At 67.4% G+C, this 21,819-nt stretch carries 19 protein-coding genes; 4 read left to right on the forward strand and 15 right to left on the reverse strand.

Going from position 1 to position 21,819, the window contains the following annotated elements:
- Positions 1–237: 237 nt before the first annotated feature.
- On the reverse strand, positions 238–2,607 hold the full coding sequence (locus U0042_RS16595; protein WP_419150439.1) for an NADP-dependent malic enzyme: 2,370 nt from the start codon (positions 2,605–2,607) through the stop codon (positions 238–240).
- A 218-nt stretch (positions 2,608–2,825) separates the two neighbouring features.
- Between U0042_RS16595 and thiL the strand changes: the two genes are divergently transcribed.
- The 4 genes from thiL to U0042_RS16615 all read left to right on the forward strand — a co-directional run bounded on the left by thiL (position 2,826) and on the right by U0042_RS16615 (position 5,655).
- The gene (thiL, locus tag U0042_RS16600) at positions 2,826–3,818 is read left to right on the forward strand and encodes a thiamine-phosphate kinase (protein ID WP_114813245.1); all 993 of its coding nucleotides are present in this window, start codon (positions 2,826–2,828) and stop codon (positions 3,816–3,818) included.
- A 52-nt stretch (positions 3,819–3,870) separates the two neighbouring features.
- Positions 3,871–4,512 carry a phosphatidylglycerophosphatase A gene (locus U0042_RS16605; RefSeq protein WP_419150530.1) on the forward strand — a complete coding sequence of 214 codons (642 nt, stop codon included), beginning with the start codon at positions 3,871–3,873 and terminating at the stop codon, positions 4,510–4,512.
- Positions 4,513–4,580: 68 nt separating this feature from the next.
- Positions 4,581–5,081 (forward strand): CinA family protein, encoded by a 501-nt coding sequence (locus tag U0042_RS16610; RefSeq protein ID WP_114813399.1) that lies wholly within the window; start codon positions 4,581–4,583, stop codon positions 5,079–5,081.
- A gap of 28 nt (positions 5,082–5,109) precedes the next feature.
- The gene (locus U0042_RS16615; protein WP_114813241.1) at positions 5,110–5,655 is read left to right on the forward strand and encodes a cupin domain-containing protein; all 546 of its coding nucleotides are present in this window, start codon (positions 5,110–5,112) and stop codon (positions 5,653–5,655) included.
- Positions 5,656–5,676: 21 nt separating this feature from the next.
- Here U0042_RS16615 and pyrF read toward each other — a convergent pair whose 3' ends face one another.
- The 14 genes from pyrF to U0042_RS16685 all read right to left on the reverse strand — a co-directional run bounded on the left by pyrF (position 5,677) and on the right by U0042_RS16685 (position 21,764).
- On the reverse strand, positions 5,677–6,492 hold the full coding sequence (gene pyrF / locus U0042_RS16620) for an orotidine-5'-phosphate decarboxylase (protein ID WP_114813239.1): 816 nt from the start codon (positions 6,490–6,492) through the stop codon (positions 5,677–5,679).
- A gap of 128 nt (positions 6,493–6,620) precedes the next feature.
- Positions 6,621–7,769, reverse strand: a complete 1,149-nt coding sequence (locus tag U0042_RS16625; protein WP_114813237.1) for an aldose 1-epimerase — start codon at positions 7,767–7,769, stop codon at positions 6,621–6,623.
- 277 nt (positions 7,770–8,046) lie between these two features.
- On the reverse strand, positions 8,047–8,961 hold the full coding sequence (locus U0042_RS16630; protein WP_114813235.1) for an SMP-30/gluconolactonase/LRE family protein: 915 nt from the start codon (positions 8,959–8,961) through the stop codon (positions 8,047–8,049).
- Complete coding sequence (locus U0042_RS16635; RefSeq protein WP_114813233.1) at positions 8,958–9,773, reverse strand: SDR family NAD(P)-dependent oxidoreductase; 816 nt, start codon at positions 9,771–9,773, stop codon at positions 8,958–8,960. The genes U0042_RS16630 and U0042_RS16635 overlap by 4 nt, the downstream gene beginning before the upstream one ends.
- A gap of 37 nt (positions 9,774–9,810) precedes the next feature.
- Entirely contained in the window at positions 9,811–10,827 is a 1,017-nt protein-coding gene (gene araH / locus U0042_RS16640; RefSeq protein ID WP_114813231.1) for an L-arabinose ABC transporter permease AraH, read from the reverse strand.
- Between the two features lie 82 nt (positions 10,828–10,909).
- Positions 10,910–12,442, reverse strand: coding sequence for an L-arabinose ABC transporter ATP-binding protein AraG (gene araG, locus U0042_RS16645; protein ID WP_114813229.1), 1,533 nt, complete (start codon positions 12,440–12,442; stop codon positions 10,910–10,912).
- A gap of 115 nt (positions 12,443–12,557) precedes the next feature.
- The gene (locus U0042_RS16650) at positions 12,558–13,556 is read right to left on the reverse strand and encodes an arabinose ABC transporter substrate-binding protein (RefSeq protein WP_114813227.1); all 999 of its coding nucleotides are present in this window, start codon (positions 13,554–13,556) and stop codon (positions 12,558–12,560) included.
- Between the two features lie 154 nt (positions 13,557–13,710).
- Complete coding sequence (locus U0042_RS16655) at positions 13,711–14,505, reverse strand: SDR family oxidoreductase (RefSeq protein WP_114813225.1); 795 nt, start codon at positions 14,503–14,505, stop codon at positions 13,711–13,713.
- A complete protein-coding gene (locus U0042_RS16660; protein WP_114813223.1) occupies positions 14,502–15,182 on the reverse strand; it encodes a 2-dehydro-3-deoxy-6-phosphogalactonate aldolase in 681 nt (226 codons plus the stop codon). The genes U0042_RS16655 and U0042_RS16660 overlap by 4 nt, the downstream gene beginning before the upstream one ends.
- A 192-nt stretch (positions 15,183–15,374) precedes the next feature.
- On the reverse strand, positions 15,375–16,490 hold the full coding sequence (locus U0042_RS16665) for a 2-dehydro-3-deoxygalactonokinase (protein ID WP_114813222.1): 1,116 nt from the start codon (positions 16,488–16,490) through the stop codon (positions 15,375–15,377).
- Complete coding sequence (locus U0042_RS16670) at positions 16,487–17,458, reverse strand: IclR family transcriptional regulator (RefSeq protein WP_114813220.1); 972 nt, start codon at positions 17,456–17,458, stop codon at positions 16,487–16,489. Before U0042_RS16670 ends, U0042_RS16665 begins: the two co-directional genes overlap by 4 nt.
- A 519-nt stretch (positions 17,459–17,977) precedes the next feature.
- Positions 17,978–18,718, reverse strand: coding sequence for a monofunctional biosynthetic peptidoglycan transglycosylase (gene mtgA / locus U0042_RS16675; RefSeq protein ID WP_114813218.1), 741 nt, complete (start codon positions 18,716–18,718; stop codon positions 17,978–17,980).
- 20 nt (positions 18,719–18,738) lie between these two features.
- Positions 18,739–19,620, reverse strand: coding sequence for a shikimate dehydrogenase (gene aroE / locus U0042_RS16680; RefSeq protein ID WP_114813216.1), 882 nt, complete (start codon positions 19,618–19,620; stop codon positions 18,739–18,741).
- Complete coding sequence (locus tag U0042_RS16685; protein ID WP_114813214.1) at positions 19,617–21,764, reverse strand: ribonuclease catalytic domain-containing protein; 2,148 nt, start codon at positions 21,762–21,764, stop codon at positions 19,617–19,619. Before U0042_RS16685 ends, aroE begins: the two co-directional genes overlap by 4 nt.
- Positions 21,765–21,819 lie beyond the last annotated feature (55 nt).

The raw sequence follows: 21,819 nt of genomic DNA on the forward strand, positions 1-21,819 counted from the left end.
GGCGTGCCCGTTCGGGCACGCTTTTTTTTTGTCTGTGCGCTTGTTGCTCTTGTCGCTCAGGCGGCGGCTGCGTGCTCTGGTCTGATTTTTTTCGCAGCTCCCCCGCGGTAGGCGCCGTGGTCAATGCAGGGCGGCTTTATCGCGCCTTCGCGCCCGGCTGAGCGGACGTGCCACTGAAATCGCGACCGATGCAAAACGCAAACGCTACGCTCGCATCGGCCGTCCTTCCATGCTCCGTCAGCGCACCGAAGCGCTCTGGCGTGCCGCCGCCACGTCCGCCACCAGCAGCGCCGTCATGTTGACGATCCGGCGCACGGTGGCCGAAGCAGTCAGCACGTGTACCGGCTTGGCGGCGCCCAGCAGGATCGGCCCGATCGCGATGTTGTTGCCGGCCGCCGTCTTCAACAGGTTGTACGAGATGTTGGCGGCGTCGATGTTCGGCATCACCAGCAGGTTCGCGTCGCCTTCGAGCGTCGAGTCGGGCAGCACCTCGCGGCGCAGGTTGGCGTCGAGCGCCACGTCGCCGTGCATTTCGCCGTCCACCTTGAGGTCCGGCGCACGCGTCTTCAGGATTTCGAGCACGTCGCGCATCTTCTGGGCCGACGGCGCGTTGCTCGTGCCGAAGTTCGAGTGCGACACGAGCGCGATCTTCGGTTCGATACCGAAGCGGCGCACTTCCTCGGCCGCCATGATCGTGATTTCCGCGAGTTGTTCCGGCGTCGGGTCCACGTTCACGTGCGTGTCGACGAGGAAGATCTGCCGGCCCGGCAGCACGAGCGCGTTCATCGCGCCGTAAACGCTGCAGCCCGGGCGCTTGCCGATCAACTGATCGATGAAGTGCAGGTGGCGATGCGTCGTGCTGATCGTGCCGCAGATCATGCCGTCGGCCTCGCCCTTCTTCACGAGCATCGAGCCGATGAGCGTGGTGCGACGGCGCATTTCGAGCCGCGCCATCTGCTCGCTAATGCCCTTGCGCGACATCAACTTGTAGTACGTCTGCCAGAAGTCGCGGTAACGCTCGTCGTGATCGGTGTTGACGACCGTGTAGTCCTGGCCCGCCACGAGGCGCAGGCCATAACGCGCAATGCGCTGCTCGATCACCGACGGCCGACCGATCAGGATCGGCTTGGCCAGCTTCTCGTCCACCACGATCTGCACGGCGCGCAGCACGCGCTCTTCTTCGCCCTCGGCGAACACGATGCGCTTCTTCTCCGGGTCCGCGCTGCGCGCGAGCTGGAAGATCGGCTTCATCGTCGTGCCGCTGTGATAGACGAATTGCTGCAGGTGCTGCACGTAGCCTTCCATGTCCTCGATGGGACGCGTCGCCACGCCGGATTCCATCGCGGCCTTCGCCACAGCCGGTGCAATCTTCACGATCAGGCGCGGATCGAAGGGCTTCGGAATCAGATACTCGGGGCCGAACGAGAGGTCCTGGATGCCGTAGGCCGTCGCGACGATATCGCTCTGCTCCTGGCGCGCCAGTTCAGCGATCGCATTGACCGCTGCGATCTCCATTTCCCGCGTCACCGTCGTGGCACCCACGTCGAGCGCGCCGCGGAAGATGAACGGGAAGCACAGCACGTTGTTGACCTGGTTCGGATAGTCCGTGCGGCCCGTGGCAAGCACGGCGTCCGGGCGCACTTCGAGCGCCAGTTCGGGCAGGATTTCCGGCGTCGGGTTCGCGAGCGCGAGGATCAGCGGTTTGGCCGCCATCTGCTTGACCATCTCGGGCTTGAGCACGCCGCCTGCGGACAGGCCGAGAAAAATGTCGGCGCCTTCGATCACTTCGGCAAGCGTGCGTCCGCTCGTTTCGCGTGCGAAGCGCTCCTTGTCCGGGTCCATCAGTTCGGTGCGGCCCTTGTAGACCACGCCCGCGAGGTCGGTCACGAGAATGTTTTCGATGGGCAGCCCCAGGTCCACGAGCAGATCGAGGCACGCCAGCGCCGCTGCGCCCGCACCCGATGCCACCAGCTTCACCTTCGAGATGTCCTTGCCCACTACCTTCAGGCCGTTGGTGACGGCCGCGGCCACCACGATCGCGGTGCCGTGCTGGTCGTCGTGGAAGACGGGGATCTTCATGCGCTTGCGGCATTCGCGTTCGACGATGAAGCAGTCCGGCGCCTTGATGTCTTCCAGGTTGATGCCGCCGAAGGTCGGCTCGAGCGCGGCGATCACGTCGACCAGCTTGTGCGGGTCCGATTCGTTGAGTTCGATGTCGAACACGTCGATGCCGGCGAACTTCTTGAACAGCACCGCCTTGCCTTCCATGACGGGCTTCGACGCGAGCGGCCCGATGTTGCCGAGTCCGAGCACTGCCGTACCGTTGGTCACCACGCCCACGAGGTTGCTGCGTGCCGTGAAGCGCGCCGCGTTCAGCGGGTTCTCGACGATCTCCTCGCAGGCGAACGCCACGCCCGGCGAATAGGCGAGCGCGAGGTCGCGCTGGTTGATCATCTGCTTGGTGGGCGCAATGGCGATCTTCCCCGGGCTCGGGAATTCGTGATAATCGAGCGCGGCTTCGCGAAGCTTGGTATTGGCGGAATTCGACATGAGAGGCGGGCTTCTGGTGCGGATTAGAATGGATCTTCGAGAGACAGTCGGCTGCATTGTAGCGCCAATCCCCCTGCCGATTGCTTTCACTTCAGGCGCAGGTGCCGCGACCGGAACGTACTGAACGGTACACCGCGAACCGGTCGGCGAGGCCCGCCAGATGGGGCTCGCCGTACAATTGCCCCTGCCCTCCGACCGTCTCGCGTTCCCGCGAATGCCTGACGACGTTGCCTTCGGGTTTTCACTATCCACGAGCCTTGCCGCGCCTTCAGGCCATGCTTTCCGAGTTCTCGCTCATCGACCGTTTCTTCGCCCGACGTGCCCGCACGGGCCATGTCCACCACGCCGCCCTCGGTATCGGCGACGACTGCGCGCTCATCGCGCCGCCCGCCGGCGAAGTGCTGGCCGTCTCCACCGACATGCTCGTGGAAGGCCGCCATTTCTTTCCCGACGTCGATCCGCATGCGCTGGGCCACAAGGCGCTCGCCGTCAATCTCTCGGACCTCGCGGCAATGGGCGCAAGACCGCTCGGCTTCACGCTGGCGCTCGCCTTGCCCGCCGCCCGCGAAGAGTGGCTCGAAGCGTTCAGCGCCGGCCTCTTCGAACTCGCGGACCGCTTCGACTGCGAACTCATGGGCGGCGATACGACCGCCGGGCCGCTCAACATCTGCATCACCGTGTTCGGCGCGGTGCCGCCTCAACGGGCGCTGCGTCGTGATGCCGCGCAGCCCGGCGACGATGTGTGGGTCTCCGGCACGCCGGGCGACGCGCGCGCGGGACTCGGCGTGCTGCGCGGCGAATGGCGCGCCGACGACGCCGATGCCGCGATGTTCCGCCACGCGCTGGAGCGCCCCGAACCGCGCGTGGCGCTGGGGCTCGCACTGCGCGGCATCGCGCGCGCGGCGCTGGACGTGTCGGACGGCCTTGCCGGCGATCTGCAACACATTCTGGAAAGCTCACGCGTGAACGCGGTGATCGATGCGGACGCCGTGCCGCGCTCGGCCGCGTTGGCGCGCCTCGCGCCCGACGTGCAGCGCCGCTGCACGCTCGCAGGCGGCGACGACTACGAACTGTGCTTCACGGCGCCGCCCGGCGCGCGCGATGCAGTCGATGCAGCCGCGCAACGGGCGGGAGTGCCGGTGACGCGCATCGGTACAATAGTTCCTCCCGAAAACGCGGACGCCGCACCCGCCATTGCCTGGTGCGACGCGGCAGGCAACCCGCTCTCCCTGACGTTGCACGGCTTCGATCATTTCCATGCAGACTGAACCCACGCCGACCCCGGCCGAAGACGTGCCCCAAGTGCCGCAAGCGCCTGACGTGCCCGAGGCATCTGAGACGTCGCACACGTCCGCTTCGTCTTCGGCAGAAGGCGCAAGCGCAGAAACGCCCTCACCCGCCTCGCCGGACGATGCCGCTTCCGCACGCCGTGCCACCCCGCCCCCCACGGCCAACGCCGCATCCGGAACAACGAGCGCCCCCCGCCGCGCAAGCGTGCGCTTCATGCTCTCGCATCCGTTGCACATCGTGTCGCTCGGCTTCGGCAGCGGGCTCTCGCGCATCATGCCCGGCACGATGGGCACGCTGTTCGCCTGGCTTTCGTTCATGGCGCTGAGCCGTTATCTGGCGGTGCTGGACTGGGGCATCCTGATCGTGGGCGGCTTCGTTGCCGGCATCGGCATCACGGGCTTTACGGCGAGGAAAATGGGCACCGACGATCCCTCGCCGGTCGTCTGGGACGAAATCGTGGCATTCTGGCTCGTGCTGCTGATGGTGATGCCCGTGTCGTTCAGCGGCCAGCTCTGGTCGTTCGTGCTGTTCCGCTTCTTCGATATGGTGAAACCGCCGCCCATCCGCTATTTCGACCGGCGGCTCAAGGGCGGTTTCGGCATCATGTTCGACGACCTCGTGGCGGCATTCTTCACGCTGCTCGTGGTCGCGCTGTGGCGCATGTCCGTCTGACGGTCGCTTTCGCTCAGGCGCTCAGGCGTTTCGTTCATCCGCTTTTGTTCACGCTCACCTGCTCGACCATGCCTACCGATTCTGTCGTCCACCAGCTCGCCATCCGCGCCGGCAACAAGCTGCGCGACGAACGCCTGATGCTCACGACCGCCGAGTCCTGCACAGGCGGCATGGTCGCCACCGCGATCACCGATATTTCCGGCAGTAGCGGCTGGTTCGAGCGCGGCTTCGTCACGTATTCGAATCAGGCCAAGAGCGAGATGATCGGCGTGCCCGCCGAGTTGATCGAAAAGCATGGCGCGGTCTCGGAGCAGGTCGCGCGCGCCATGGCCGACGGTGCGCTGCGCAACAGTCGCGCGCAGGTGTCGCTGGCGATTACCGGCGTGGCCGGCCCCGGCGGCGGGACGGAGACGAAGCCGGTGGGCATGGTCTCGTTCGCGTGGAGCAACCGGCTGCACACGGCCGCCGAAACGGTCGTGTTCAAGGGCGATCGCGAGCAGATTCGCGTGCAGGCCGCCGCGCATGCGTTGCGCGGGCTGCTTGCGTTGCTCGACGAAAAAGAACGGTAAGCCGGGAACCCGGTCAGGAAACGCTCCCATGACGAGCACCGGCATTGCAGTGGACGAACTGATCCACCGCCTCGAATTGCAGCCGCATCCCGAAGGCGGCTTCTATCGCGAAACGTGGCGTGCGGCCCAGCAGGTATGGCGCGCGGGCGCGAACGTCGATCCCGACGCCGCGCGTTCGGCGTCCACCGCGATCTACTACCTGCTGTGCAACGGCGCGCATTCGGCCTGGCACCGTATCCGGTCCGACGAAGTCTGGCACTTCTACGCGGGCGCGCCGCTGGAGGTCTACGTGCTCGATGCCGTCACCGGCGCCCTTGTCACGCACCGGCTAGGCAACGCGCTCGACCATCCCGGCACCACGTTTCAGGCGGTGGTTCGCGCGGGCGACTGGTTCGCCGCGCGCTGCACCGACCCGTCGACATTCGCGTTAGTGGGCTGCACCGTGGCGCCGGGCTTCGAATTCAGCGAATTCGAACTCGCCGATGTGGATGCACTCGCCGCGCAGTACCCCGCGCACCACGAGCTCATCGTGCAGTTGCGGCCTGCCGGCGCGTCCGGCCAACACACCGGCTGACACGCCCGCAAGCACAACGAATCACCGGTACGCGTTGATCTTGTCGCGCGTTTCCTGCGCGGCGCGCGCCGCGGCTTGCGCGTAGTCGTCGCCCTTGCCGGCATAGATGATGGCGCGCGAAGAATTGATGAGCATGCCCGTGCCCGCAGCCGTGCGGCCCGCGCGCACCGTGGCTTCCACGTCGCCGCCCTGCGCGCCGATGCCCGGAATCAGGAGCGGCATGTCGCCGACGATGCCGCGCACCACCTCGATTTCCTTCGGAAACGTCGCGCCCACCACGAGACCCAGTTGGCCGCCCACGTTCCACTTCTGCGCCGCGAGTTGCGCGACGACCTGATAGAGCGGCCGGCCGCCCGTTTCGAGAAACTGCAGATCGGAGCCGCCGGGGTTCGACGTGCGGCACAAGACGATCACGCCCTTGTCCGCGTGCGCGAGGTACGGCTCGATCGAATCGAAGCCCATGTACGGATTCACGGTGACGGCGTCCGCCGCATAGCGCTCGAAGGCTTCGCGCGCGTACTGCTCGGCGGTGCTGCCGATGTCGCCGCGCTTCGCGTCGAGGATCACGGGCAAACCGGGATGATGCGCGTGGATGTGCGCGACCAGCGCTTCGAGCTGATCTTCCGCGCGGTGCGCGGCGAAGTAGGCGATCTGCGGCTTGAACGCGCAGGCGTAGGGCGCAGTCGCATCGACGATGGTGCGGCAGAACTCGAAGATCGCATCGGAGCGGTTCGCGAGTGCGCCGGGAAACTTCGAGGGCTCGGGGTCGAGGCCGACGCAAAGCAGCGAATTGGCACGCTGCCACGCGTCGTTGAGCGTCTGGATGAATGAGGACATGGTGGAAACTCGCGGCGAGCCGGTAACGGAAGAGGCGCGTATTTTAAACCGGCGCTGGCGCGAGACCGGCGCGAGACCGGCTCGCGCGACCTCGTCGCTTCACGTCGTCGCGCACCTCATCGCTTACCTTACCGCGCTGCTTTCCCCGCGGCATTGCGCCCCGCCTTCGCGCCAGGAGCGCGAGGCGCCCCCGCTGCCGTACGCAATCCCGTGCGCTCCACCGTGAAGCTGAACGCGCGCGTGAGCCGCTCGCCGCGCGCGAGCACCGTCATGCCGTGTTGGGCCGCACCGCCTGCCAGGTTCATCGCGTTGATCGGATGGTCGACAGGCTCGAAGCAGAAGAAGTCTTCGCCGGGCGGCGTGTAGAGCACGTAGTAGTCGGTATCGGCGGTCACTGAAAGCAAGAGCCGCCGCTTCGGCCAGACCACCGCCGCGCGGCCGCTCCAGCCCGTGAACCCGTGGTTCACGATGCCGCCCGGCAACGGATACGCCACGCCGAACTGCCAGGCCGGCGGCGCCGGCACGTGCCGCACCGGCAGCCAGTCGTCGCCGGCGAGCCAGAGGCCGCTTGCCGCCGCGCACAACTCCGTGGCCTTATCGCGCACCAGGAACGGATGAATGCCAAGCCCGAACGGCAGCGCGTCGCGCCCCGTGTTCTCGATTTCGAGCGTGATGGTGAGCGTCGATCCATCGAGCGCATAGGTCTGCGCCGCGCGATACGTGTACGGCTTGCCGTCGGTCTGCTCGAACGACAGACGCACGCGTTCGGCATCCACCTCTTCCACGTCCCAGCGTCCCAGCCAGCCGTCGCCGTGAATCGGCAGCGGCTCGGCGGCGCGGTTGCGCGGCACCTGCACCGTGCGATGGCCGAAGCGGAAGCTGCCGCCGCCGATCCGGTTCGAGTACGGCAAGAGCGGGTAGCACGCCAGTTCGTTCGGATCCGTGTGCGCGCTCACGTTGAGGCAGCGCCGGAACACGGGCACGAGCGCGCCGTCGTCGCGCCAGTCGAAGCGCGTCATGCCGCCGCCCAGTTGAGGCGCAACGTCGAGCCGCAATTGCGCATTCACGAGCGTGACGCAGGCGACGTCGTGAGTATCCGCCGCGCCGATCGCGACGGCCGACGTGCTCGGCCCCGCCAGCACCGGATGCGCAGCCGCTTCGAGCCGCGCGCGCCGCGCAGCGGCCGGCGAGCCGGCGGAAGAAGAAATGGCCGCAGCAGCGCCTGGCGACGGCGGCGAGCCAGCAAGGCCGCCAACGGCGGGATTCGCGACAGTCATATCAGACTCCTTCGAGAGGCGTGGATCTCCGTGCCGCCTGCGTTGACAGAGCCGGGCGGCAAAATGCGGGCGGCTCGGAGCGCCGGCATCTGCCGGACGCAGCGCGAGGGCACCGCCGGCCATTGCATGCCGACCGGTTGCCCGCGTGGCCGCCTCTTCATCTCGTGCTGCATGTTGCTTGCGCTGCGCGTCATGCCCGCGAGCGCTCTTGCCTACCGCTTTTGCCGAACACTTTCCACGACGCGCAGGGCGCCGTATTGTCCGCTGCGCGCGCCGCCTAGCCCTGCGGCGCGGCGCCCTGGAAGAAGGGTTCAGCGATGCCGCGCCGGCCCGTGACCACCGCAAACACGCCGCCCGCCTGCGGCTCGCGCGCGAGCACGTCCGCCTCCAGCCCGAGGCGCGCGCTCGTCACGTAGAGCGTGTCGAGTTGCGCGCCGCCGAACGCGACGCAGGTGGGCTGCGAAACAGGCATCGGCACGCGATCCGTTTCCACACCGTCCGGCCCGTAACGCACCACGCGGGCGCCGGCCCATTGCGCGTTCCAGATGCCGCCGTCGGCGTCCACGGTCGAGCCGTCGGGCTCCGCAGTCGTGTTGCCGAGCGTCGTGAACGTGCGATCGTTCGTCACGCGTCCGTCGTCGCCGTAGTCGCACGCGCGGATCTCGCGCGTCGGGGAATCGCAGTAGTACATCGTCGCGCCGTCGGGGCTGAACGCGATGCCGTTGGCAATCGCGGGCGCCGGCAGCGGCAGCCTTTCGAGCGTGAGATCGCGGTTGAGCCGGTAGAAGCCGCCGACCGCACGCGTGGGTGCGCCCTCGTCTTTGGTGCCGAATACGAAGCGCCCTTGCCGGTCGCAACGTCCGTCGTTCAGTCGCGTGTTCAGATCGGGCTCCACGTCCACGATGCGATGAATCGCGCCCGTCGTGCGGTTGAAGAACGCGAGGTACTTTGCGAGCCCGAGCAGCAGCCATTGCGGGTCCGCGCACAACGCGAAGGACGCGAGCCGCTCCGGCATGGGCCACGACGCAATCGCGCCGTCGCGCGAGTCGTGGCACCACAGCCGGGCGCCTTCGATATCGGTCCAGTATAGGCGAGCGGTGCGCGCACACCAGGTCGCGCCCTCGCCCAGCGAGCATTGCGAATCGACGGCGAGCGCCGCCGCGCGTTCGGTCGCCGCAGAACCCGTGCTCATGCCCAGCCTCCGTCCACCACGATGTCCTGCGCGGTGATCATGCGGCTGTCGTCGGCGGCGAGGAACAGCGCCATGCGAGCCAGATCGGCGGGCAGCAACTCGCCGTCGATGCACTGGCCTTCCTTGATCGCACGCCGGCCCGCATCGTCCAGCCACAGGCGTTTCTGCTTTTCGGTCATCACCCAGCCCGGCACGAGCGTGTTCACGCGAATGCCGAACGGCCCCAGCTCGCGTGCGAGGCCGCGCGTGAGGCCCTGCACCGCGGACTTGCACATCACGTACACAGGGAAGCCGCCTTGCTTGAGCATCCAGCTGATCGACCCCAGGTTCACGATGGAGCCGCGCTGCGCCGCCTTCATGTCGTCGATCACGGCCTGCGCCGCGAAGAACTGGTGACGCAGGTTCACCGCGATGCCCGCGTCGAACGATTCGGGCGTGACCTCTTCGGTCTTGTGGCGGCGATCGTTCGCGGCATTGTTGACGAGCACCTCGACGGGGCCCAGCGCCGCTTTCACGTCGGCGACGGCGGCGCGCAGCGCGTCGATGTCGGTGAGATCGCAGGGCAGAAACAGCGGACGGTGGCGCGAGTCGCCGAGTTCGTCGGCCAGCGCGGCGCCCGCGGTCGCGTCGATGTCGAAAAACGCGACGCGCGCGCCCTGCGCGGCGAAGTGCTCGACGAATGACGCGCCGATGCCGGTTGCGCCGCCGGTGACGAGCACCGTGCGATCGACCAGACTCGGATAGTTCGCGTACGCGCCGCCCGTACCGCTCGTTGCGGCTACGCGCTCGCTTGCGTTGGCGGGAGAAGACATCGTTCGGTTCCTTCGGTTTTCGTTCAGGAGCGTGCGCTCAGTCGCGCGAGCCGCGGTTCTTCAACTGGTCGAGCAGCACGGCGGCAAGCAGAATCGCGCCGCGCACGAGGTATTGGTAGAACGCGTCGATGTTGAGCAGGTTCATCACGTTCTCGACCGTGCCCATGATCAGCACGCCGATCACCACGCCCGAAATCGTGGCGCGACCGCCCAGCAGCGACACACCGCCCAGCACGCACGCCGAAATCACATTGAGTTCGAAGCCTTCGGCCGCATTCGGCTGGCCCGACGTGATGCGCGAGGCGAGGATCACGCCCGCGAGTGCCGTCACCGCGCCCTGAATGAGGAAGATCCAGACCCGCGTGCGCTCCACGTTGATCCCCGCGAGCCGCGAGGCTTCCGGATTGCCTCCGATGGCAAGCGTATTGCGCCCATACACGGTCTGGTTGAGCATCACGCCGAACACGATGAAGCACACGAGCGTGACCCAGATGGGCAGCGAAACGCCGAACATCGTAAGGCCGCCCAGCGCGATGAAGGTATCCGACGACACGCCCACGGCCTGGCCGTGCGAGACGATGAAGCCGAGGCCGCGCACGATTTCCATGGTGGCGAGCGTCGTGATCAGCGCGTTGATGCGCAGATACGCGATCACCGCGCCGTTCACGAAGCCGATTGCGGCGCCCGCGGCCACGGCGGCCACGATGGCGATGAACGTGTTGTTCGTGGCGTTCAGCACCATCGCGCAGAGCACGCCCGCGAACGCGACCGTGGAGCCGATGGAAAGGTCGAAGTCGCGCGAGGCGAGGCAGAACATCATCGTGCAGGCCACCATGCCGATCTGCGAGATCGACAGCGCGAGGCCCAGCATGTTCTCGATCGAGAAGAAGTGATCGACCGTCAGCGACATCGTGACGAACATCACCGCGAAGATGAGGATCAGGCTGTATTCGGTGATCTGCTGCCACCACTTCTGCCTGTCGCTGGTCTTCGGAATCAGCGCTTCCGCAGCGCTCTTGGCCGCTTCATGCGCGAGGTTCTCTCTGGCTTGCATTTGCTTCACTCCTCCCGTTCCCCACGGGTTGTCTCACTGTCTGTCCACCGGCGCCGGCGCGCGGTGCCGTTGCGCGCCGCGTTCAGGCAGCGCGCGCTTCGTTTTCCGCGTTGGCGCCGGGCGCGTCTTCCGGCAACGCAAGGCCCAGCACCGAGTGCTCCGTGGCCGCTTCACGCGAAAGCTCGCCCGCAATGCGGCCCTCGCGCATCACGATGATGCGGTCCGACACGCCGAGCACTTCGGGCAGCTCCGACGAAATCATCACGATCGCGCAGCCGCGCTCCGCGAGCTGATAGATCACGTGGTAGATCTCGTGCTTCGCGCCCACGTCGATGCCGCGCGTGGGCTCGTCGAGAATCACGACCTTGAGGTCGGGCTCCGCGAGCCAGCGCGACAGAATCGCCTTCTGCTGGTTGCCGCCCGAGAGGAAGCGAATCTTCTGCTTGCGGCTCGGCGTCTTGATCTTGAGCAGCTTGATGAATTCGTCGGCCGTCTGCGCTTCCTTGCGCCGGTTCAGGAACATGCCCGCGCGCAGGTAGTGCCGCCGGCAGCTGATGTTGATGTTCTCCGCCACGGAAGCCATCGCGACGATGCCTTCCTCCTTGCGGTCTTCGGGACACAGCACGATGCCCTGGCGAATCGCCTCGCCCGCGCTCTTCACGCGGATCGGCTCGCCGTCCAGTTCGATCTCGCCGCTCTTACGCTTGTCCGCACCGTAGACCAGATGCATCAGTTCGCTGCGGCCCGCGCCCACGAGGCCGAAGAAGCCGAGAATTTCGCCGCGCCGCACGTCGAAGCTCACGGGCTCGGCAAGCGGATGGCCGCCGATGTTCTTCGCCGCAAACCGCACTTCGCCGAGCGGTCGCGCGCGGTAGTTGTAGATGTCCGAAATTTCGCGGCCCACCATCTCGCTCACGATGGTCTCGCGCTTCACGCCTTCCAGCGACGGATGCGAAGCCACCTTGCGGCCGTCGCGGAAAATCGTGCACGCGTCGCAGAGCTGGTAGATCTCGTCCATGCGGTGCGAGATGTAGATGAGCGCGCGGTTGTCGGCACGCAGATCGCGCACGAGCTTGAACAGCACTTCGGTCTCGCGGTGCGAGAGCGAGCTTGTGGGTTCGTCGAGCGCAATCACGCGCGCGTTGCGCATGAGCGCCTTGCAGATTTCCACCATCTGCCGCTGCGCGATGGAGAGCTTGCGCAGCTTCACGTCCGGGTCCAGGTCCACGCCCATCGCGGCAAGCCGCTCGCGCACGAAGCGTCGCGCGGTGCGCTTGTTGACCCAGCCGAGCGCATTCGGCAAGCGCCCGAGCAGCAGGTTTTCCGCCACCGTCAGGTCCGGCACGTACTGCAGTTCCTGGTGAATCACCGCGATGCCGGCCGCAATCGATGCAGCCGCGCTCGAAAAATGCACCTCGTTGCCGTCGATCAGGATGCGGCCCGAGTCCGGCTGATACTCGCCGCCGAGGATCTTCAGCAGCGTGGACTTGCCCGCGCCGTTCTCGCCCATGAGGCCGTGCACTTCGCCGGCGCGCACCTCGAACGAGACGCCGTCCAGCGCGCGCACGCCCGGAAATACCTTGCCGATGTTGTCAAAACTCAGCGTCGCTGACACTTCGCTTCCCTCTCTTTCCGTCTCGTTCGCCCGCTGACCGACGCGGCGGCCCCGCTTCGGTTTCTCGGACCACCCGAGCACCGAAGCAGGACGCGCCGCGCCTGCCAGCCCTGCCTTACTTCGAGGCGAGCCCCATCTTTTCACGCACTTCGTTCACGTTGCTGCGCGTGGCCAGCATGCCCGTCGTGAGCGTGAGCGGGGGCGGCGTCGTGCCCTTCGTGATCCAGTCGTACATGAGCGTCGACGTCTCTTCGCCGTGGCGCTTCGGGCTGATGATCACGGTGCCGTAGAAGCCCGTCGGCTCCGGCTTCTTGAACTCGTTCAAGGCCGAGTCCGAACCGCCGATACCGATGCCGATCATGTTGTCCGCCTTGAAGCCGCGGCCTTCCGCTGCGCGCACGGCGCCCAGCACGGCTTCGTCGTTCAGGCCGTAGGCCACCCAGTGCTTGAACTTCGGGTTCTTCGTGAGCGCGATGTTGGCTGCGTTGAACGCGTTTTCCGTGTCGGTCTTCGCCTGCGGCGCCGCGATCACGTTCGCTTTCGGGAAACCGGCGGCGATGAGCGCGTCCGTTGCGCCACTCGTACGGTCGTGAGCGGTGGGCAGCTGCTCGTAGGTCACGTCGATCGCGCCTACGTCCTTCATGTCCCAGCCGCGCTTCTTGATTTCGGCGGCAATGCCTTCGCCCACCTGCTTGCCGATGTTGTAGGCCGAAATGCCCATGTGCGGCACCGACTCGATCGGCTTGCCCGCGCCGTCCACCAGACGGTCGTCCACCGTCATCATCTTGAGGCCGTCAGCCTTCGCCTTCGCGACGATGCCCGGTCCGAGCTTCACGTCCGGCGTGCAGATCACAAAGCCCTGCGCCTTCTGCGCCGCGAGGTTGTCGATGGCGCTCATCACCTTTTCGCCAGACGGCGCACCGATCTTCACGAGCGTGAAGCCCTTTTCTTTCGCGGCGATCTCGGCGAACTTCCATTCGTCCTGGAACCACGGCTCCTCCGGCTGCTTCACGAGGAAGCCGATCTTGACCTGATCGGCAGCCTGCGCGACGGGCGCGTTGAAGAGCACCGCCGTGGCTGCTGCAGCGAGCGTGAGGAAAATTCTGCGTTTCATGGTGCGTGTCTCCTGTCTGGCAATTACGCAAAGGTATTGGCCGCGTTTTCTTGTTCCCCGGAGCGACGCACGCGGCCAGTGCGTCATCGGGATCACACCTCTGCGGTCGCGCGCATTGCGCGCCGGCTATGTCTGCGTGGCGGCTTCGGCTGGCTCAGTCGTGATAGAGCGCCGAGCGTCCGCCGTCGATCGTGATACAGCTCGCGTTGATGAACGGCGCTTCATCGGACGCGAGAAAGACTGCGGTCATCGCCACTTCCTCGGGACGGCCGATGCGCTTCATCGGCTGCAGATCGAGCGTGGCCTGGCGCGCCGCGGCTGGGTCCGGCTGGCTCGACCACCAGTCGTGCGTAAGCTGCGTTTCGATGTAGCCCGGCGCGATGGCGTTCACACGCACGTTGCGCGGCGCGTATTCGATGCCGAGCGCCTTCGTGAGGCCGATCACGCCGTGCTTCGCGACCGGGTACGGAAAGCAGCCCGGAATGATCTTGAACGAATGCGTGGACGCGATGTTCACGATGGCGCCCGCGCCGCGCTCCACCATGCCCGGCAGCACCGCGCGGCAACCGTTCCAGACGCCGTCGAGGTCCACCGCGAAGCAGCGGCGCCAGTCGTCGTCGGTCATCGTGAGCGGGTCGCAGAACACGTTGATGCCGGCGTTGTTCACGAGCACGTCGAGCGGGCCGAAGGTGCGTTCGGCAGCGTCCACGGCGTCGCGCACCGATTGCGGCTGCGTGACGTCAGTGCGCACGGCGAGCACGCGCGGCGAGTCTTGCGTTTTGTCTTTCAGCGTGGCTTCGATCTGCTGCGCCGTGTTTTCGGCGGCATCGAGATCGAGTTCGGCCAGCACCACCGCCGCGCCTTCGCGCGCGAAGGCCGCCGCGATCGCGGCGCCGATGCCGCGACCGGCACCGGTAACCAGCGCGACCTTGCCGGCCAGCCGCTTCATTTGCGCATCCCCGCACGCGCCACGCGCAGTCCGTTGATGAAGGCCTTCGCATGCGACGCCGTGGTCGCCGCGCTCTGGCCCGGCTTGTAGAGCGCCGAGCCCAGACCGAATCCGTTCGCGCCGGCCGTGAGGAACGGACCCATGTTGTCCGGCGTGATGCCGCCCACCGGCACGAGCGGCACCTGCGGCGCGATCACCGCGCGCCAGGCCTTCACGACCTGCATGCCGAGCTGCTCGGCGGGGAACATCTTGAGCACGTCCGCGCCGTTCTTGAGCGCGAGAAACGCCTCGGTGGGCGTGGCGACGCCGGGCGCGCACGCAAGGCCGTGCGCCTTCGCCGCGAGCACCACTTCGGGGTCGCTGTGCGGCATCACGATCAACTCGCCGCCTGCGGCCTTCACGTCCTTCACGAGCGTGGGCTGCAACACGGTGCCGGCGCCCACGATGGCATCGGCGGGCACGGCCTGGCGGATCGCCGCGATGCTCTCGAACGGCTGCGGCGAATTGAGCGGCACTTCGATGATGCGAAAGCCCGCCTCGTACAGCGCGCGGCCGTGATCGGCGGCGTCCGCGGGCGTCACGCCGCGCAGGATCGCGATGAGCGCACAGGTGTCGAACGCCGCGGCAAGTCCCGCGTGCGGCGCATACGGTGCTGGCAGGTTGAGATCGGTTGGCATGGCTCTTTCCTGTGTCGGTCTCTGCTGCGTCGAGAGGGGCGGCGCGGGTCGCGTTGCTGCTTTGTCGCTATTGCGTTGCCGTGCTTCGCTCTCGCTCGACGGTTGGTTTCGATTCGTTGCTGCGTGTTCTTCGCCTAGGTTCTTCGCCGGGTTCGCTGCCGGGTTTGTTGCCTTCGGCGCTGCGTTCTTGCGCTACGTCGCCCGCGTTTCGCGCTGTGCGGCTGAACCTTCCTGCGCCGGCGCACCCACCGTCGGCGTCACGAGTCCTGCCTGCACGGCGATGCGCCACAGCCCTCGCTCCGTCGCGTGCCGCACCAGTTGCGCGTTCGTGCAGCCGAACTGCGCGAGCGCGAGGCGATAGCGCTCGCACAGCGCGTCGTTGCCGATCAGGCGCAGCGTGCGCCCCTCGAGCGGCGGCGGATCGTGCGCGAGCACGGCTTCCAGACCCGCGAGTTCGTGCCCGATCAACAAGCCCGAGAGATAGTCGGGCTGCTGCTGCGGCTCGAGCTGCGCCGTGAGACCCAGCGTGCGCGTGCTGAACACCGTGGCCAGCACGCCCGCATCGCCGTGTTCGCGGGCGACGGCCACGCCGCGCAGAAAGGCGCCGAGGTCGGGCTCGCCGGGCGACACCATGGTGCGGCCCAGAATGGTGTGCTCGCGTAGCGCCGCAAAAATCTCGCCGGTCATGAACGTGTAGAAGCGTTCGATACGCCCGTCGCGCACGATCGCCCACTTCGCGTGCGTGCCCGGCAGGCCGATCAGCACGTTTGCCGCCGCGCTGTCCTCTGCGTCATGGGCGTCATGCCCACCGTCGTCGCCTTCGCCACCGAGCGCGCCGACGATCTGCGTTTCCTCGCCGCGCATCACATTGGGCAACTCGCCGCGCTCCAGCACGCCGGGCACGATCGCGAGCGTCGCGCCGCGCGCCGTCTTCACCCGCACGATGCCGGCGACGAGCGCGTCCGCGCTCGCGGGCGTATCCACATAAGGCGCCTGCACCCAACCCTGCGCGCTGCCCACCATGCCTGCGGCAATCACCGGCAGCGAAGGCGTCTGGTCCAGCCATTCGCCGCACACAGCGTCGAACGCCATGTCGAAGCCGCCTTCCGCGGCGGGACGCGGCAGATTCATGATGCCGGCCGGCGACCCGCGACTCGCCAGCACGCGGCCCGTCGCGTCGTAGAGATACGCGCGCAGCGCCGTGGTGCCCCAGTCGAGCGCGATGAGCGCGGCGGGGGCCGCCGCGGCGTTCGCGGCACTGAAACCGGTGACGGCGGCAAGATCGCCGCCGGCCGTGGATTGACTCATCGTTTGATCCTGCGTGCGGCCGGCTGCGGAGCGCGCCAGCCGAGTTCTTCCGAGATCGCGCGCGCTTCGCGCTGCACGATCGGCACCAGTTCGTCCATGCGTTCGAGCGACATGTACGGAATCGTGCTCGCCACCGAAAGCGCCGCGACGATGGCGCCCGACGCGTCGCGCACGGGCGCGGCGACGCAGCGAATGGAGGCTTCGTTCTCTTCGAGGTCGAACGTGTAGCCGCCCGCGGCGTAACCGGTCATGCGTTCGAGAAACGTGTCGAGGTCCGGGCGATGGTCCGGCTTGAAGCTCACGCCCGCGAGCGCGCGGCGCGACGCGTCGTGCAGCTTGCGCCAGACGTCGGGCGCGAGATCGAGCATCAGCGCCTTGCCGATTCCCGTGGACGCGAGCGGCATGCGATGCCCCACGCGCGAGCGCATTTCGAGACCGCGCTGGCCGGGAATCTTGTCGATGTAGAGCACGTCGTCGCCGTCGCGCACGCCGAGGTGAATCGTATCGAGCGAGTAATCGGCCAGCGCCTGCAGATGCGGACGCGCCACCGCCGTGAGCGGCATCTGTTCGAGCGCGATGGTGCCCAGTTCGATGAGCTTCGGCCCGAGCAGGTAGCCGCCCTGCACCTGGCGCAGGTAGCGCGCCTGCACGAGGCTGCTCACGAGGCGGTGCGTGGTGCTGCGCGTCGTGCCGAGCGCCGCGCCGAACGAGCGCAGGTCGCGCACGCCGGCCGCGGCGGCTTCGAGAATCGCGAGGCCGCGCAGAAGCGTCTGCGTGCCGGCCTGCTGCTGCGCGAGGTCGAGCGGCGAGCCGGGCAAACCGATTTCGTCGGCGGGCTGCGCGGGCGTCTGCGCAGTCGCACGGGCACCCGGCTTCGTCGCGGCGCCGTTCGCGGCGCGCGATGCGCGCCCGGTGTGGTCGGGCTGAGGTGTGATGGGGTTGGGCGGAGACATCAGTTTGTTGTCCATGGCGATCGCAACCGGAAGGGCCGTTCGTGCGTTAGCGGGCGCAATGGCCCGGAGAGCGAAACAGTGTGCGGATGACGGTGGTTCCGTCGGGCGGCAAGACGTGCGCCGCGTGCGTCGCGGGAATGGACATGGCTGACTTGTCTCCGATTTCGTGCCGGCTCGCGGGGCAATGCGCGGCCGACCGTTTCTTTCTTGCTGTGGGCGCTGGGCATCGCGTGCCCGGTGTGTGGCGCATTGTAGGGCGGAACGTTTTGAATCTCCAATATATGAGTTTGACGCTCACATAATGGGATTCTCAGCTCCAGACATGACGAAGCGAGAAATCGCGAGGGGAACGGAGGTGGGCACGAAAGGGAATGGCGCGCGTGCGAGGCGACGATTGCGCCAGCGCGGGCCGTGAACGAGGCGACTGGAGACGAACGCGGCGGCAGCATCGACGACGAGCCTCGCAAAAACGCGCGGGCGCTCGCAGGTGCTGTAAAGCCGTCCGCTACATGGCGCGGCCCTGCGCCGCGGCTGCTACTGCGGCAACTCCGCCACACCCATGCGCCGCGCGATCACGGCGGCACGCTGCGAAAGCCAGGGCGCGTTGCGATGCTCGTCGAAGTACCGCGGGCGCGGCAGCATGACGGCGAGCCGCGCGGCCTGCCACGCAGTCAGCTTCGCCGCCGACGTGCGGTAGTAGTGCTGCGCCGCGGCCTGCGCACCGTACACGCCATCGCCCCACTCCACCGAGTTCAGGTAGATCTCGAAGATGCGCTGCTTGTCCATCAGCGTTTCGAGCATCCACGTGATGATCAGCTCCTGCCCTTTGCGCAGGTAGCTCTTGTCGCGCGAGAGGAACAGGTTGCGCGCGAGTTGCTGGGTAATGGTCGACCCGCCCGCCACGATGCGACCGCGCGACTTGTTCTTTTCCCAGGCTTGCAGGATGGCGTCGGTTTCGTAGCCGTTGTTGCTGACGAACCTGGCGTCCTCGGAGGCGATGATGGCGCGCTTCAGGTTGCGCGAGATCTGCTCGTAAGGCACCCACGTGTGCTGGATCGACGCGTCGGCGCGCCCGCCTCGCTCGTTCGAAAGCCGCCACGCGTCGGAGCGCATGAACGCTGTCGATTGCGGATTCACGACGTTCCACACGGCGATCTGCGCGAAGTAGTAAAGCTGCGTGGCAAGCCACGCGCAGGCGAACACGGAGAAGCCGTAGAACGCCCATCGGGCGAGGCCCGGACGGCGCGTGCGCCGGGCGGCAGCGGTGAGCGACATCGCCACGGCGGACTCGCGCGTCAGGCCTTCTGCGCCGCGCGCAGTCCGGCCAGCAGTGCGCGCAGTTCGGCGAGCACGGGCGCGCCGTCGGGCCGCACGCCGCGCCACACGTAGAACGATTCGGCGGCCTGCTCGACGAGCATGCCGAGACCGTCCGCGCTGCGCGCGCCCAGCGACTGCGCGTGGCGCATGAAGACCGTGGGCTCGGCGGCGTACATCATGTCGTAGGCGAGCGTGGCGGCGCCGAACGCGCGGTCGTCGCAGTCGGGCAATGCGGCGTCGAGGCTGCCCGCCGTCGCGTTGACGATCACGTCGTACGGGTACGGGTCGACGGCGTCCGGGCCGCCGCCCGTCAGCGTGCAGCCCGCTTCATAGGCCGCGGCGGCGAACTGCGCGACGAGCCCTTCGGCCTTCGACGCCGTGCGGTTCACGATAGCGAGGCAGCGCGGGCCGCGTTCGAGCAACGGCAGCACGACGCCGCGCGCCGCGCCGCCTGCGCCGAGCAGCAGCACGCGCGCGCCCTTCAGCGTCACGCCGAGATTCGTTTCGATGTCGCGCACGAGGCCGACACCGTCCGTGTTGTCGCCGTAGATGCCGTCGGCATCGAAGCGCAGCGTGTTGACCGCGCCGGCCGCCGCGGCGCGCGCCGAATGCGTGTCGGCCAGCGCATACGCTTCGAGCTTGAACGGTACGGTGACGTTGAGCCCGCGGCCGCCGGACGCCATGAATGCGCGCACGGTCTCGACGAAGCCGTCGAGCGGCGCGAGCAGCCGGTCGTATTCGACGGCCTCGCCGGTCTGCGCCGCAAAGCGCGCGTGAATGAACGGCGACTTGCTGTGCGCAACCGGATTGCCGATCACGGCATAACGGTCCGCTTGCGTCTGCACTTGCGGCGCGCTCATCGGCTCTGTTCCTCTGCGTGGTGGCGGCTTCCGTCGGCCGCATCGTCGGCGGGATTTTCAGAGCCGGGCGCTTCGCCGCGCGCGTTCGACCCGGCTTCGGCCGGTTCACCCTCAGCGCCCTCAGCACCCTCAGCTTCGGCCAGCGCTTCGGCCTCGCTTTCGGCGGACTCGTCGGCGGCGTCGATCAGCTCTTCGTCTTCGCTCTCCTCTTCCGCTTCGGCTTCCGCGCCGCTCGTCACCGTCGGGGCGTCGAGCACGCGCAGCATGCGCACCGAGGCCTCGATCGTGAGTTCGTCGATCGACATCACTTCCAGCAGCAGGCGCGTGCCGCGCGCGTGCACGCCGAGCGCGGGCACGTGCAGCAGCAGCGGGATTTCTTCGAGGCGCACGAGGTCGCCCTTCACGACCGCCGCCACCACCTCGCGGCGGTTTTCCTGCATGAGCCAGCGCAGGCACCAGAAGTACTCCATGCGGCGCTGGTGGTCGGCGTAGGCCGTATAGGTTTCGTCGAAGCCCTGCACGACGGCGAACAGATCCGCGTCTTTAGGTTTGAAGGGCGCCGCGAGCTTCGCGGTCACGCCGTGCTGCACGCACGCGAGCAGTTGCCACTGGTTCACGAGGTCCACGTAGCGGCGCAGCGGCGAGGTGCTCCACGCGTATTGCGCCACGCCCAGGCCCTCGTGCGGCGCGGCGGTGGTCTGCATGCGAGTGCGCTTGGGGCCGGTGGGTGCGCCGAACGCACGCTGCGAGCGGTAGATGCCCGGCACGCCGTGATCGTGCAGGAAGGCGCCCCAGGTCGAGTTCGCGAGAATCGCGAGTTCCGCCACGATCAGATCGAGCGGCGAGCCGCGGCGGCGCGGCGTGATGGTGATGCGCTCGCCGTCCACGTAGAAGTTGTAGTCGGTGTTGCGCTGCACCTCGCGCTTGAGGCCGTAGCTCGCGCGCATCTGCTGGCGCTTTTCGAAGAGCGCCTGGGCGAACGGCCAGAGCACGGCGATGTCGTCCTTGTGCGGATAGTCGCCGGTGCCCGCCGCGAGCGCTTCCTCGGTGACGTGTTCGTCGAGCGTGTTGTGCCGCAGGTTGTGCTTCACGAACACGCGCTCGGCGCGCGTTTCGGTCGCCACGATCTCCTGCGTTTCGCGGTTCACGATGATGTAGAGCGACAGCGCGGGCCGCAGGCCGCCTTCCTTCAGCGTGAAGGCATCGACGAACTCATCGGGCAGCATGGTGATCTTGTCGCCCGGCATGTAGACCGTCGAAAGACGGTTGCGCGCAATCGTATCGACAGGGTCGCCCCGGCTGATGCCGAGCGCCGGTGCCGCGATGTGCACGCCGATGCGCACGCGGCTGTCGGCCAGATGCTCGACGGAAAACGCGTCGTCGATTTCGGTGGTCGTCACGTCGTCGATCGAGAAGGCTTGCACCAGCGCTTCGGGCAGATCGTCGGGAAGCGGGTTCACGATGACGGGCGGAAAGCCGGTGCCATGCGGGAAAAATTCAGCGAGAAAGCGCGCCTCGTGCAGCGCGCGCGCCGACGGAATGCCGCCGCACTCGAGCATGAGCCGCGGCATCGAAATGCCGCGCGCCGCCGCGGCGGCTTCGAGCGCCTTGTACTCGATGGAGTTCTTGTCGGGCCGCGTGAGGAAACTGAGCGCGCGGCCCTGGAACGCCTCGGGCAAGCGGCCCGCCTTCAGTTCCTCTTCGTACTGCGCCTGGACGAGCGCCTGCTGGCGCTTGCGCTCCAGCGAGGCGAGCGCCATCTTGAGCTGCTCCTCGGGCGCACGCTGGTACTGGCCGCGGCCCTTGCGGCGGAAATAGACCGGCGCGCCGTGCAGGCGCAGCACGAGCGCCGCGCGCTCCACGGGGCCATAACTTTCGCCGAAGTACTCGCTCGCTAGCGTGGAGAACGCGAACTCCTCCTGCGGCGCGCATTCCCACAGAAAGTCGAGGTCGATCTGCTGCGCGGCGGCGTCGGCCTGCTCCATGAGTTCGGCCGCGGCAGGCTTTTCGAACTCGATCAGCACGTCTTTCGCCCGCACCTTCGCGCGCCGGCCGCCCGGCAGCTCGACCTGAAATGCGTCACCCTGGCGCGACAGCACGCTGCCGGCCTTGAAACTGCCCGATTCCTCGAAGAAAACGTTCACTCAGTACTCTCGTTCAGACTTGCTGCGCGCCTTGCGTGCCGTGCGTGCCCCATTG

The sequence above is a fragment of the Paraburkholderia kururiensis genome (assembly GCF_034424375.1).
Taxonomy (GTDB): domain Bacteria; phylum Pseudomonadota; class Gammaproteobacteria; order Burkholderiales; family Burkholderiaceae; genus Paraburkholderia; species Paraburkholderia kururiensis_A.

Bases quoted from the DNA above. Each gene is read 5' to 3' on its own strand.
- U0042_RS16595 (WP_419150439.1), bottom strand. From the start codon at position 2,607: ATGCAGCCGACTGTCTCTCGAAGATCCATTCTAATCCGCACCAGAAGC.
- thiL (WP_114813245.1), top strand. From the start codon at position 2,826: ATGCTTTCCGAGTTCTCGCTCATCGACCGTTTCTTCGCCCGACGTGCC.
- U0042_RS16610 (WP_114813399.1), top strand. From the start codon at position 4,581: ATGCCTACCGATTCTGTCGTCCACCAGCTCGCCATCCGCGCCGGCAAC.
- U0042_RS16615 (WP_114813241.1), top strand. From the start codon at position 5,110: ATGACGAGCACCGGCATTGCAGTGGACGAACTGATCCACCGCCTCGAA.
- pyrF (WP_114813239.1), bottom strand. From the start codon at position 6,492: ATGTCCTCATTCATCCAGACGCTCAACGACGCGTGGCAGCGTGCCAAT.
- U0042_RS16625 (WP_114813237.1), bottom strand. From the start codon at position 7,769: ATGACTGTCGCGAATCCCGCCGTTGGCGGCCTTGCTGGCTCGCCGCCG.
- U0042_RS16630 (WP_114813235.1), bottom strand. From the start codon at position 8,961: ATGAGCACGGGTTCTGCGGCGACCGAACGCGCGGCGGCGCTCGCCGTC.
- U0042_RS16635 (WP_114813233.1), bottom strand. From the start codon at position 9,773: ATGTCTTCTCCCGCCAACGCAAGCGAGCGCGTAGCCGCAACGAGCGGT.
- araH (WP_114813231.1), bottom strand. From the start codon at position 10,827: ATGCAAGCCAGAGAGAACCTCGCGCATGAAGCGGCCAAGAGCGCTGCG.
- U0042_RS16650 (WP_114813227.1), bottom strand. From the start codon at position 13,556: ATGAAACGCAGAATTTTCCTCACGCTCGCTGCAGCAGCCACGGCGGTG.
- U0042_RS16655 (WP_114813225.1), bottom strand. From the start codon at position 14,505: ATGAAGCGGCTGGCCGGCAAGGTCGCGCTGGTTACCGGTGCCGGTCGC.
- U0042_RS16660 (WP_114813223.1), bottom strand. From the start codon at position 15,182: ATGCCAACCGATCTCAACCTGCCAGCACCGTATGCGCCGCACGCGGGA.
- U0042_RS16665 (WP_114813222.1), bottom strand. From the start codon at position 16,490: ATGAGTCAATCCACGGCCGGCGGCGATCTTGCCGCCGTCACCGGTTTC.
- U0042_RS16670 (WP_114813220.1), bottom strand. From the start codon at position 17,458: ATGGACAACAAACTGATGTCTCCGCCCAACCCCATCACACCTCAGCCC.
- mtgA (WP_114813218.1), bottom strand. From the start codon at position 18,718: ATGTCGCTCACCGCTGCCGCCCGGCGCACGCGCCGTCCGGGCCTCGCC.
- aroE (WP_114813216.1), bottom strand. From the start codon at position 19,620: ATGAGCGCGCCGCAAGTGCAGACGCAAGCGGACCGTTATGCCGTGATC.